Annotated in this window: 9 protein-coding genes; 4 read left to right on the top strand and 5 right to left on the bottom strand. The window is 60.7% G+C overall.

The window, feature by feature from the left end; all coding sequences use genetic code 11:
- The first annotated feature begins 14 nt into the window (after positions 1–14).
- Both I6I12_RS00435 and I6I12_RS00430 read left to right on the top strand, forming a co-directional pair.
- Positions 15–908, top strand: coding sequence for an alpha/beta hydrolase (locus tag I6I12_RS00435; protein ID WP_023020339.1), 894 nt, complete (start codon positions 15–17; stop codon positions 906–908).
- Positions 909–971: 63 nt separating this feature from the next.
- Positions 972–2,357, top strand: a complete 1,386-nt coding sequence (locus I6I12_RS00430; RefSeq protein WP_023020340.1) for a PepSY-associated TM helix domain-containing protein — start codon at positions 972–974, stop codon at positions 2,355–2,357.
- Here the strand turns inward: I6I12_RS00430 and I6I12_RS00425 are convergent.
- The 5 genes from I6I12_RS00425 to I6I12_RS00405 form a co-directional block, all read right to left on the bottom strand.
- Positions 2,296–5,757 carry an arabinosyltransferase domain-containing protein gene (locus I6I12_RS00425; RefSeq protein WP_200288403.1) on the bottom strand — a complete coding sequence of 1,154 codons (3,462 nt, stop codon included), beginning with the start codon at positions 5,755–5,757 and terminating at the stop codon, positions 2,296–2,298. The genes I6I12_RS00430 and I6I12_RS00425 overlap by 62 nt on opposite strands.
- 74 nt (positions 5,758–5,831) lie before the next feature.
- On the bottom strand, positions 5,832–7,808 hold the full coding sequence (locus I6I12_RS00420) for a galactan 5-O-arabinofuranosyltransferase (RefSeq protein ID WP_200288402.1): 1,977 nt from the start codon (positions 7,806–7,808) through the stop codon (positions 5,832–5,834).
- A 180-nt stretch (positions 7,809–7,988) separates the two neighbouring features.
- Positions 7,989–8,747 carry a decaprenylphospho-beta-D-erythro-pentofuranosid-2-ulose 2-reductase gene (dprE2, locus tag I6I12_RS00415; RefSeq protein ID WP_023020343.1) on the bottom strand — a complete coding sequence of 253 codons (759 nt, stop codon included), beginning with the start codon at positions 8,745–8,747 and terminating at the stop codon, positions 7,989–7,991.
- A 37-nt stretch (positions 8,748–8,784) separates the two neighbouring features.
- Positions 8,785–10,200: a decaprenylphosphoryl-beta-D-ribose oxidase gene (dprE1, locus tag I6I12_RS00410; RefSeq protein WP_200288401.1), complete on the bottom strand. Its 1,416-nt coding sequence runs from the start codon at positions 10,198–10,200 to the stop codon at positions 8,785–8,787.
- A 126-nt stretch (positions 10,201–10,326) separates the two neighbouring features.
- On the bottom strand, positions 10,327–10,602 hold the full coding sequence (locus I6I12_RS00405) for a hypothetical protein (RefSeq protein WP_200288400.1): 276 nt from the start codon (positions 10,600–10,602) through the stop codon (positions 10,327–10,329).
- Between the two features lie 34 nt (positions 10,603–10,636).
- Here I6I12_RS00405 and I6I12_RS00400 point away from each other — a divergent pair, with 34 nt between their 5' ends.
- Together I6I12_RS00400 and I6I12_RS00395 are read left to right on the top strand one after the other, a co-directional pair.
- Entirely contained in the window at positions 10,637–11,101 is a 465-nt protein-coding gene (locus tag I6I12_RS00400; RefSeq protein ID WP_200288399.1) for a hypothetical protein, read from the top strand.
- 9 nt (positions 11,102–11,110) lie between these two features.
- A complete protein-coding gene (locus tag I6I12_RS00395; protein ID WP_200288398.1) occupies positions 11,111–12,019 on the top strand; it encodes a plasmid pRiA4b ORF-3 family protein in 909 nt (302 codons plus the stop codon).
- The last annotated feature ends 3 nt before the right edge of the window (positions 12,020–12,022 follow it).

The following is a 12,022-nucleotide window of genomic DNA, read 5'->3' as shown; positions in this document are numbered from 1 at the left end:
GTAGGCTCGGTGGCATGACTAACGCAGATGCTAACCAGGATCCGCACCGCCCGCTGGAGCCGGGACAGGAGTGGCACATCGGCGGCCAGGACCGTCAGATGGACGACAAGGAGCAGCTTGAGCAGCTCGTTGCCTATATCGATGCCCACTACGACACCCCGGATTTCCGCCCGCCGTGGGCTGGGGGCGGCTCTCCTGAGGCGGATCAATATTGCGCGCTCTTGCCGGACCGGATTACACACGCGGCAATGATGGTGCTCGGCACTGCGGTGGATCATGCGCTGCCGGGCACCGCCTATACGGAGGGCATCAGCGTGGAAGAATCCGAGGTGGGAACCATTTTTCGGCCCACAAAGTCCACCGGCCGCTGGGCGGTGTCGCTCCACTCGGGCGGCTGGTGGCGCGGTGCTGGCCAGGCGCTGGAGATGCAGTGGCGCCCTGAGGTAGCAGCCGCCGCACAGCTATCCGGTACCACCATCATTGATGTGGATTATCCGCTCGCGCCTGCGCACACCGTGGCGGAGATGGTCACTGCCGTGCAGCAGGCCATCGACTATGCCCGCGCGCAGGATGCTTCCAGCGTTACTACCTGGGGATATTCCTCCGGCGGGGCACTAGCGGCGCTTGCGCCTGCCGACGCCCTCCTGCTCACCTTCCCCGATTTCGGTGCCCTGGAAAATCTGCCTGAGGATCTCCGTGCCGGCTATGCAATTCCTGCGGACCTTTCTAAGCTCTGCACGGATATTTTCGTCCAGACCGCGACCGAGGATGAGATTGCTGCGCGTGTTTCTGTGCCCGGCGCCGTGGCGCGCGATTATGTTTCCACCCACCGCGTGTCTACCCCGGCGGTTGCCCGTCAGCGCGTGCGGGATGCGGCCGCGTTTCTGGCAGAGGAGTTGGAAAAATAACAATTCCCTGGCGGTTCCATGCTAAAAGGGAACTAGTTTCAATAGGATCGCGACTAGTTCCGCATGACCATATCCACTCATGGCGCGCTATCGCGCCTGCATAAATTCACCGGCGTAATCATTGCGCCCTTTCTCATCGTCGCAGCGTTAAGCGGGTTTCTCTATGCCTTGGCGCCCACCTTTGAACCGTGGATTTACCACGATGAGGTGACAGCCACCGCGCAAGGCAGCCCGCGCAGCCTTGATGAACAGATTGCCGCCGCCCAGCGCCAGCACCCGGATGGGACCGTGGTTCGAGTCGAGCCTTCCGAAGATCCGCAGGAGACCACCCGCGTGCTTTTCGACGACCCCACCGCTCCCAATTCCAGCTATACCCACGCCGTCTTTGTAGACCCGGTGGATCTGCACATCACTGGCGAACTACAACAATATGGCGGCTCGCGGGCGCTGCCTTTCCGTACGTGGGCCTCTAATGGCCACCGCACCCTATGGTTGGGCGAGCCTGGCCGTCTCTATGCCGAACTTGCGGCCTCGTGGCTCGGCGCGCTGAGCATCCTCGGTCTCTACCTGTGGCTCAAGCGTAAACAAAGGAATAAGAAGCAGCCCTCTAAGGTACTGGCGCTGCACGCCCGCGTGGGTGCCTGGTTGTTGCCGGGCTTCCTCTTTCTTACGGTTACTGGCCTGACATGGTCGCTGGTAGCGGGCACAAGTATTGGCAAGGTGCGGGAGGAACTTAATTGGAAGGAACCGTCCGTGGCCACCTCCGTTGCAGAAGCGGGGGCTAGCACTGGGGCGGGGGAGCATGCCAACCACGCCGAGCACGTGGGGCACGCGGGGCACGCTGGGCATACGGGAAACCACGATGCCGCAGAACTCGCCGGAGCCCAAACTGCAGAATCGACCGCCCGTAGCCAGGGTTTGACCGGGGTGCTGGAAATGACTCCGCCGGAAAAGCCCGGCGATGCGTGGGGCGTGCGGGAGGCTCGTGCGGCCTTCAAGTTACGCAGCGACGCCGTAGCGGTTACTCCGAACGGCGAGGTCATCGACCGCATCAATTCCGCCGATTGGCCGCTTGCCGCGCAGCTTACTTCGTGGCTCATCCAGCTGCACATGGGGACGCTTTTTGGAATCTATAGCCAGGTTGCATTGGCGGTACTCGCCCTCGGCCTGCTCGTGGTGAGCATTGCGGGCCTGTGGATGTGGTGGAAGAAACCGCGCCGCAGCCTGCCCGAGCTAAAAATTACCCCCGCCGTGCTGGCGGGGGCGGTGGCCTACTCAATCATCGCGCCTCTCTTTGGCGCTTCGCTATTGCTCTTTTTCGTAGGTGATTGGATCGTACGGCGCTTGCGCGCCCCGAAGCTGGATCGGAGTGCGGCCGCTGGGGAGGTTACTCTTCGCCCTCGGGGCGAATCTTCATCTCGGAGTCTTTCCACAGTCCGGAACGGGTAATGTCCTCATAATCAATCTCGGCTGGGACTGGGGCATTGCCCTGTGAATCGGTACGCAGTTCGTACTTTTCGATGGCACCCCAGTCGCGGGCCCAGTCATTATTGAGGTAGCTCGGGATCTCATAGGAGTAGTTGACCGCCTCCGCGGTGGACATGGCGCCACCGCCGGAGAAGGACTGGAAATCCGTCAGCGAGGTCTGTGCCGAGGAGTCCGGCAGGATGCGGTACTGCGGAATTTCGGTAACGCCGGCAAAGTGGTCAAAGGTGCGCTGGCACGGGAACTGTAGGGCTACGGCCCAGTCCAATAGCGCCGGGGTGTCCTTGGAGAACTGGTTATTGATGGTGTCTAGCTCTGGGACGCGCGGCGGAGTAAAGGCCAGCCAGTCATCCTCATCGGTGGAGTCATCCGTTGCTACCAGGCGCACCACGTTGGCATCCTTTGGCAACTTATCCAGTGGCAGGCGCAGGTTGCGCCACTTTGGCGTGGCACCGACGGCGGAGAGTTCTTCCTCGCCAGTATTGGTGACCTTTCCGGAGTCATCGATGGTGCCGTACTCGAGGCTAAGCTTCATGCCTTCCTGCTCTACCCCGTTGACGTCGTGGTGGTAGATATTGCCGGCTGCAGATACGGCGAGCACGGGAGTATTGTCCTTGGCCTCTGGCAGGTTGTACCACTTGGTGGTCACTTCAGAGGTGGAGTCTTGCTCCTCGGAATAGGAGCCGAGCACCGGGACCTTGGTGTAATCCAGGTTGAACGGCAGGTGCATGGTAGAGCCATTGACACCCTCAGTGCCGCGTACTCCACCCTCCGAGGTATTGGTGGTTTCCTTGGACTTCTTGTCCTTTTTGTCTTGCTTATTCTTTGTCTCCTGGGAATCCGCGGAATCGCTGTTACCGCCGGATTCGGTATCCGCACCCGAGGTAGCGGTCTCCGCGCTATCGGAGGAGGAGTCGCTGGAGCCATCCGCGATGGCACCTACGGAGGCGGAATTCTGGTTTTCCGGCTCGATGGATTCAGGGATGAAGTTTGGATCGAAGCCCTTGTGGGTCTCGTCCTGGTCCACCAGGGAATCGCCCAAGTCGCCTTCAACCGGGGTCAGGAAGGAATCATTGGTGTTGGTCTCCACCATGGTCTGATCCGCCAGAGCGCAGGTATTGCCGCGCAGGGAGGCCACGTTGCCCTTGCCCACGGAGTAGGAATCCGCCTGCGAGACGGTGGCCTTGGCAAAGGAAGCACACGATAGCGCTATCACGATGGCACAGGCCAAGGCGATGGGCGCGGACATGATACCGGCGGAGCGCGAAACCTTAGCGGCGGCATTTTTCTCAAATTCCGCCAGGGTGCCGGCCTCTTCTGCTTGGGACTTGCGGTAGCTATGGCGCAGGGACTGCACTATGCCGATGGCGAAGATGACCAGCGCGATGGCAAGGAGCACCTTATTGGCCTCGATGGCCTTGAATTGCACCGTACGGTCCCACCACGGGATGCCAAAGGAGGAAACGTACCACCAAGCGTTCCAGCCGGCGAAAGAGATGGCCAATAAGAAGACCACCGCGGCGATAGCGAAGGTGCGAGCGCGCGGCGAGCGCAGTGCGAATTGGGAGAGCACCACGGCACCGAGGGCGGCGATAACACCGGCCACGCCGGCGTAGATGCCAAAGTGGTGGGTCCACTTGGTGGGGGTGAACATGAGGAAGAACATGGACAGCGCCACAATAATGAGCAGGCGCTGGGTCGGGCCAACGGCAGCACCGACGACACGGCGGTCTTTGATGAAGGCCGCCACGATGAGCACTAGGCAGAAGAGCATGGTGAAGACCGCGAAGCGGCGGGTGAGCGAGCCATCCACCGATTCCTGGAAGAGGGTGGAGTAGCGCGCGTACTCCGCGTACCACGGCAGGGAGGGGCCAACCTCGGAGCGCACGCGGGTGGACTCCAGCACGGTCGATAGCGTCTGGTCACCAAAGGCGGCAACCATGATGGCGGTGCCAGCGCTAAGGAATGGCGCAATGAGCGCGAGCCAGCCCAAGGTGCCACCGCCCATGGACGGTACGCGCTCGGCCATGGCGCGGAAGAGGTGCGGCAGGCTGACCAGGAAAACGCCCACGGCAAAGAGGCCGGTGGGGCCGGCGGCCAAGGTGATGGTTGCGGCGATGGTGCCCACGGCCGCCGGGAGCAGGCGGTGGGTGGAAATGGCACGCTCAAAAGAGGCCCAAGTAAACATCACGCCAAGCGCCACGATGGGCTCGGGGCGGGTGCCGTTGTTATAGGGCAGCCAGAAGGCCAAGAACATAAGCGCCGCGGTCCAGTGAGCGACCCGGCGGCCGTCGACAAGCTGGCCAAAGCGCGGGAGTATCTCGCGGGAGAGGATAAACCAGATGATGAGCCCAGAAATCAGGCCGGGCAAGCGCACGAAGACCGAGGCGGTGGAAATCTGGGAGAGAACGGCAACCAGGTCATAATAGGGGGCGCCGAAGGGCGCCTCTGGCACGCCGTACCAGCGGTAGTAGTTGGCCATGTAGGTCGCGTGATCGAAGACGCGGCTCATGGAGAAGATGAAGCCATCATCGGAGGTATTGGCGCCGAAGATATACCAAAATCCCAAGACGGCGGCCACCACGCCATCGAGCGGGCGCACCTTCTTCCACGTCTTAGGCATGAAGCCAAAGCGGCGGCCATCGAGGCGGTCGATGCGCCATAGGCAGAACAGGGATACGACCACCATGGCGGTGCCCAGCCACATGGCGATGGTCTTGAGCACCGTCGGGGAGGAGGTGAAGCGGGAGTTGATATCGACGTGCACATTGAGGCCGTCGTCAAGCAGGGCCTGCACGTCCGCTTTATCGTCTATTTCGGTATAGACACCGGTGACCTGCGGGCGAAGATCCTCCTCGGTGGTCTTTTCATGATCCCCCACGCGCACGCTGGTGCCATCGCCCGTAGCGGAAATCTCAATCTTGGCGTCCTTAGGGAGCTTGGCTACCTCTTTGGAGTTGAGGGTAAGCAGAACCTCATCCAAGGAGACAACGGAAAGGCCCTCCTCATTCGCGCGGACGAAAAGACCGCGGTTGGAGGCCTTTTTTGACTCCGGCGGGACGGTGCCGTAGACCATGGACTGTCCCTCACGCAGCTCATCAACTGCGGAGATAGGGATAGTGGCCTGAAGATCCTCCGGCGCCACGGAAATGAGTGGCGCGTTGATGGATTGCACGGAATCATGCTGCGGCCAGTCATAAGAGGACTGAGTTTGGGTCACCGGCAGTAGCGGGGTGGCTACAAAACACAGGAAACCAATCAGTCCGGCAATGATCGCGGTCCACCGCAGGCCCGCGGGGGCGGCGGTGAAGCGGGAGCTAGCAGGTCGCGCTTGGGTGGTATTCGTAGTGAGGCTATCTGACACGGCGATTAGTCTACGTCAGATAACCCTCTCCGCCCGCGGGCACACCCTGCCACGGGCGGGAAGTGTGGGTGAACTTACTTGGTGCGAACGGCTGTTACGAAGGGGCCGGTCTGCTTTAGCTTCCAGCCCTTGTCAAAGACATCGGCGTTGAAGAAGACCGCGCGATAGCGAATATTCGGCTGATTGGGGTAGATATCTTCTGCCAAATGTAGCTTGAAACCATCGTCCTTATTTTCTAAATCACCGCGGAAGATCATGACATCTGGGCTGCGCCACGCAGCGGAATCCAGGGCCTTGCGGAACTCATCCGGCTTCATGTCCCAGGAATCGTTGGCCCAGGTTTCAATCTGCTCATTGCGGGTGCTGAACTCACCCAGTGGATTGGCATAGTGGCTGGTAAAGGCGTTGAAACCCCAATAAGGGTAGTAAGACATGAAGATCTTTTCATCAGTAAGCACCACCGTGTCATCCGGCGTATAGCCCTGGTCCTGGATGAAGTTGTGGATATCCAGGTAGTAATGAGCAGAATCGCTAGTGAAGCGGTCGGCGCGCTCGCCATAGCCATCGGTATCGCTATAAGCGTGGTCGATGGCGTCCTCGTTGGCCTCCGGAATCTGCTGCGCATAGAAGACGCCGGCCAGGGCAAGGATAATGCCCAAGACCGCGGTGATTTGCTTATTGGTGGTATGGGAGAAGCGCGCCGGGTAGAGGCGGTGTACGCCCAAGAGGCGAACCTCGGCTAAGGCTAGGACACCGGCGGTAGCAAAAAGGAGTACCACGATGATTTCCAGGCGGAAGCTCAGCAGCGTGGTGCCGGCCAGCGTTGCCACCATAGACACAACGATCCATAGATAGCTGCCAATGAGGGAGATGCCCAGCGCGCGCACCTCTTGGTCATTGAGACGAATGACCATGTAGATAAGTCCCATAAGGCAGAGGAAGCCCACAATGCTAAAGGACAAAAATGGCACCGGAATCTGGGTGCCTTCCTCCGGCAAGTAGTGCTGCGCGGTGGTCTGCAGCGGTACTGGCGAGTGCATGACCGCCCATATATAGGGGCCCCAGGCGATGAGCGCAATGGCAATGGAGCCTGCCGCCATTACCGCCAAGCGCACGATGGGGCGCCACGTATGCTCATATAGCGCGGTAAAGAGCGCGATGAGGCTGACCACGGTGAGCGCGGCCGCACCGGTGAAAAGCGTGTAGAACGTGGCGGAAATGCCCAGGTAGAGTGTCACACCCAGGGTGGAGAGCCAAGAGCCACGGAAGGCGCGGGCGCTGAGCACTGCGACGGTGGGCAGGCCCATGGCGATGACCGCGGAGTAGGGCTCCTCGGCCGCGATGGTGAGCGTAATCGCGGTGGTGACTAGGGCGATGGCGGTGGCGACCGGTAGGGAGCTGGTGAGGCGCTGCCAGAGGGGCACCAAAATGCAGCCGGCTACAGCGATGGAGATAAGCGCCCAGGGCTGGTAGACCTCCCATCCCGGAATACCCAATAGCGCTCCCAAGCGGCCGCCCAGCCAGAACCAGCCAATGGGGTAAAAGGACGGCATATCCTGGTAGTTCATATCCGCATAGCCCATCTCATCCACTGAGCGGGTGAGGAACTGGGTGCGGAAAGCCTGATCCACCTGCACGCCGTCGAGCCACAAACGGGAGGCGGACAGCGGCAGACCCACGGCAGCCAAGGTCAGCAGCGCGGGGGAGAGATAGGTGACCGCGTAGGTCAGCCAGACCCGCCAGCGCGGCCGAGTAAAGGAATCCTTGTAGTGGTCATAAAGCCACCACACGCACAGCCCGCCGGCTAGAGCCAGCGTGACCACCACGCCCACCGTGCTCAGCGCGCGGGTGACCATGGAGGTATTAAAAGAAGGCAGAGATACCGTCTTGAAGGCAAACCAGCCCAGCAGCGTGACCACACCACTGGCTAGCGCGGTCAACACAATACCCAGCAGGGTCGCGCGATGAGTCAGCGCATCGGCGCGGTAGGCCTCGGTGCGCGGATTTTCGCTCACGGGCGTTGACTGGGTGGGTATAGCTGTGCTTGTCATGCCCATTAGTTTCGCATACCCAAGCGCCACAACCCAGATTTGGCGCGGGCAGGAAAACACTTGCTTTCCGACGCCCCCTTATACACCACCGCCCCCGCCCCTCCCCGCCGCGGGCGTGCAGCGAGAAGGAGAAGCGGGGGCGAGGCGGCTGGCAGGCGCCAGTGCAGAAACCGCGGTGATTTAGAACGGCAGCTTGCGGAAAATGGCCTGCGGGATGAACTTGAATGCCAAAGAAACGTATTCAAACAGCGGGTGCACGAAGATGGACTGCTTGCCATCGAGCACGGCCTTCACGGTGGCTTCGGCAACATCGGAGACGTTGACGGTCAACGGGGCGTCGCCAGCCTCGGCGGACATCTTGGTGCGAACCTGGCCTGGGCGGACAACCAGCACGTTGGCGCCGGTGCCGCGCAGAGCCTCTCCCAGGTTGATGTAGAAGCCGTCCACGCCTGCCTTGGAAGCACCGTAGACAAAGTTGGAACGGCGCACGCGCATGCCAGCCACGGAGGACATGGCGACGATGGTGCCGTGGCCCTGGTGCTTGAACTTCTCGCCCAGAAGCACGCCCACGGAAACCGGGGCGGTGTAGTTGGTCTGCGCGGAGGCGACGGCCTTGTCGTGGTTTTGCCACAGCTCCTCCTGGTCACCCAGGGTGCCGAAGGCAACGATGGCCACGTCTACGTCGCCACGTGCCCAGGCTTTATTGATTACCTCTGGGTGGGAGTCAAAGTCAGTGGCGTCGAAGTCCAAAACCTCTACGTCAGCGCCGCGAGATTCCAGGTCTGCCTTGGCCTGGGCGATCCGCGGGGACTCCGGGCGGGCAGCCAGGGTGACCTTGGCGGGGCCGCGCTGCAGGAATTCGGAGACGACGCCGAGGCCGATCTCAGAGGTGCCGCCCAGAAGCAGGATGTGTTGTGCTTGGCCTACTGCATTAAGCATGGTCAGTAAATCTCCTTAAAGGTGTTATTTCCAGTGATTAGTGCAGCTCGAGGCGGCGGGACATATCGGAGGCGAAGACGCCGGTCGGGTCGATCTCATTGCGGGTCTTCAGCCAGCCCTCCATGCCCGGGTACATCTTGTGGAAGTTCTCCGCGGAAGTGCGGGACTCCTTGGCCAAGTAGAGGCGGCCGCCGAATTCCATCACGCGGCGGTCCAAGTCATCCAGGAACTTGCCCAGGCCCGGACGGATGGGGAAGTCCACGCAGACGTTCCAACCCGGCATTGGATAGGACAGCGGCGCGCGGTTGCCTTCACCGAAGAGCTTGAACACGTTGAGGGCCGAGTAGTAGCCGGAGCGTTGCATATCGCGGATGATCTCCTTGAACGGCTCCACGGCCTCGGTCGGTACCACGAACTGGTACTGCAAGAAGCCCTTGGAACCGTAGCCGCGGTTCCACTCGCCGATGAGATCCAACGGCTGGTAGAACTGCGTCAGGTTCTTGACCTGGTTCTTGGCCGGTGCACCCATGGTGTAGTATGCCAAGCCCACAGCGGAGAGGGAAAGCTTATTCATGGTCCAGGACGGGAAGATATCCGGCACCGTCATCAGCTGCGGCGCATTGAACTTCAACGGATCCTTAGCCAGCTTCGGGGCTAGCTCTTCCAGCTGTGCCAAGGTGGCCAGCGAACCGCGGGAAATGGTGGAGCGACCCAGCTTTGGTTCTGGGGAAATGACATCGAACCAGGCGGAAGAATAAGTGTAGTTGTGCTCGGAACCATCGGAGTGGAAGGCGATGGTTTCATCCAAGTTATCGGTGCGGTCCGTATCCGCGATGAAATAAGCGGTTTCCGTCTTGGTCATGCGGATGGTGGCGCGCAGGATGATGCCGGTTAGGCCCATGCCGCCAACGGTGGCCCAGAAGAGGTCGCCGCTGGGGTCATCCTCGGAGCCTTCCGGGGTCAGGTGCAGCACGCGGCCATCGGCCACGAGCAGCTCCATGGAGACCACGTGGTTACCAAAGGAGCCGGCGGAGTGGTGGTTCTTGCCGTGAATATCCGGGCCGATTGCGCCACCGATGGTGACCTGGCGGGTACCCGGCAGAACCGGAACCCACAGGCCATAAGGCAGGGCAGCCTTCATCAGCTGGTCTAGGGTGACGCCACCATCGACGTCCACCAGAGCGGACTCCGGGTCGATGGAATGGATCTTATTGAGCTTTTGCATGTCGATGACCAAGCCGCCGCCATTTTGGGCGGGGTCACCGTAGGAGCGGCCCATACCGCGGGCGATGACGCCACGGCGCAGGTGGGCGGGCTTATCCGAGTTATCTTCTGCCACCTGGGCCACGGCCTTCTTGATCACGTCCACGTCTTCGGTGGCGAGAACATGGGCGGTCGTCGGGGCGGTGCGGCCCCAGCCGTGCAGGGACTTTTCAGTGGTATGTAATTCCATCTCTTACTCTTTGCTCGACGGATTTGTGTCGCCTCCCTAGCCTACCTAGCTCACACGAGGGTGGACGGAGTGACGCGAGTGATATTCAGAACAAAACGGACGCTTGTACTGCCCGAATGTGTCCGTTTATAGATCCATAAGCGCGCGGATTTCCTCCGGCAGCTCTTCCTGAGATTCAATAGTCGGGCCATCGTACTCCCGCAAAAGGTCATAGACACGAGCGCGCGAGGAGGAATCCAGCATGGGCAATTCCTCTGCCATCAGGCGAGTCATGAAAGGACTCAACGGCACATCGGTGTGTTCCGTGGCCTCGAAGTGGCCGTTGCGCTTATCGTCTTCCGCACGCACATCCTGAGCCGCCTGCTGCGCTGGCGTCATGTGCTCTGTCTTATCCGAGTACATGCGCATTAGCTTACCGCCGCTTAAAGTGGTCGCTATGACCAACAACCACGAGACGCAAGATCAGCGCCAAGACAACTACGCCCTCGATGACACCCTGGCGGGCCGCATTACCCAAGCCGCTGCCGTGGGTATCGCGACCTCTTATCCTGATTGGATCACATCCAAAGGCGGTTTGATTACTGCCTATACCTTGTCTTTCTTTGGTTTTGGTGCCCTGGTGGCCTATACCAACGCGCACGCGGAACAGGATGGTGATGAGCCGCGCTCACCGCAGGATGCATCCGATCAGGGCCTCAAACCCTGGGCCATTTTTGCCGCGGTGGTACTGCTGCTCATCCTAGGCGGCTGGATGAACGTTGCAATTTCCCGCCGAATGGTAAAGTTCCTGCGCAAGCGCGGTGCCAAGCGGCCCTGGACTCTGTTGGGCGCCATTGGCGCGGCACTGACGTTCCTGATTAGTGAGCTGGAAGCGCGCGATATTGCAAAACTAGCTTCCTAAAACTTGCGTATGGTGGGGCCCATGAACGCAGGGGTCACCGATATCGCACAGGCGCGGGCCAAACGCGCCAATAGCGTGGTATCCCTCAAACGCGAGCCCCTAACAATCATTTGCCAAGCCGCGAACATCCGCGCCGATGGCGAGGTGCACCGCCAGATTGGCTTTAGCGATGCCCTGACCTTCACCGAGTTGCACCGTGTGCTGCGCATTTGCTTTGGCCTTCCGGAGGAGGAATCCCCCTGGCACTTTTATGAACACACCGAGGCGCGTGGCCCGCGCATCGATCCGGAACGTCAGGCCTCCGAATTCCTGTGGCGCGAAGGCGATCAAATCGACTTCGCCTGGGGGCTATGGGACTTCGAGCTGGTGGTAGCTGAAATTTATCCGCGCGATAATGGCACCCCGGAAGCGCTATGCGTGGGAGGCTCGGGCTCGCTCTTTGCACCCTTTGAATTAACCAGCGTCAACCGGGAATTGACCGGGCAAGAAGTCACCGATGAGGTCCTTTCCGCGGTAGCGTCCCCTGTGCGTGATTTGATTGAGCGCACCAAGCTCTATGACTTTGTTCCGCTGCTGCAGGCGATGGACCTGAGCAGGGGTACCGAATTGTCACCGCAAACTGCCCGCGTGCTCGCCAGCCTGCCGCGCGAGGTTACCCATGAAGGCAAAGACGCCTTTTGGTCCATGGCGCTAGCCCTATCGTGCATGGGTGGCGCGGAGCTGACCGATTCCGTCGTGGAGACCACCATGGATGCCCTCGGCTGGGTCAATGACGATGGCTCGGCGCTGACAGGGGCTGAAGTGCGGGAGTTATGTGCGGCATCGTTGCAGCAATTGGCTGGGATAGGCGCCTATGGTGCCGAATCCGCCGCGCCGGTGGATCGGTTGGACATGTACCGAGCGCTCTTGCGCGGGTAGGCT

This window comes from Corynebacterium kefirresidentii, assembly GCF_016599755.1.
Taxonomy (GTDB): domain Bacteria; phylum Actinomycetota; class Actinomycetes; order Mycobacteriales; family Mycobacteriaceae; genus Corynebacterium; species Corynebacterium kefirresidentii.
The sequence above is the reverse complement of the archived record's forward strand: the minus strand, read 5'-3'. Positions and strand labels throughout refer to the sequence as shown.

What these genes read in the sequence shown, in the direction of transcription:
- I6I12_RS00435 (WP_023020339.1), top strand. Translation starts at nt 15, where the DNA reads ATGACTAACGCAGATGCTAACCAGGATCCGCACCGCCCGCTGGAGCCG.
- I6I12_RS00430 (WP_023020340.1), top strand. Translation starts at nt 972, where the DNA reads ATGACCATATCCACTCATGGCGCGCTATCGCGCCTGCATAAATTCACC.
- I6I12_RS00420 (WP_200288402.1), bottom strand. Translation starts at nt 7,808, where the DNA reads ATGACAAGCACAGCTATACCCACCCAGTCAACGCCCGTGAGCGAAAAT.
- dprE2 (WP_023020343.1), bottom strand. Translation starts at nt 8,747, where the DNA reads ATGCTTAATGCAGTAGGCCAAGCACAACACATCCTGCTTCTGGGCGGC.
- dprE1 (WP_200288401.1), bottom strand. Translation starts at nt 10,200, where the DNA reads ATGGAATTACATACCACTGAAAAGTCCCTGCACGGCTGGGGCCGCACC.
- I6I12_RS00405 (WP_200288400.1), bottom strand. Translation starts at nt 10,602, where the DNA reads ATGTACTCGGATAAGACAGAGCACATGACGCCAGCGCAGCAGGCGGCT.
- I6I12_RS00400 (WP_200288399.1), top strand. Translation starts at nt 10,637, where the DNA reads ATGACCAACAACCACGAGACGCAAGATCAGCGCCAAGACAACTACGCC.
- I6I12_RS00395 (WP_200288398.1), top strand. Translation starts at nt 11,111, where the DNA reads ATGGTGGGGCCCATGAACGCAGGGGTCACCGATATCGCACAGGCGCGG.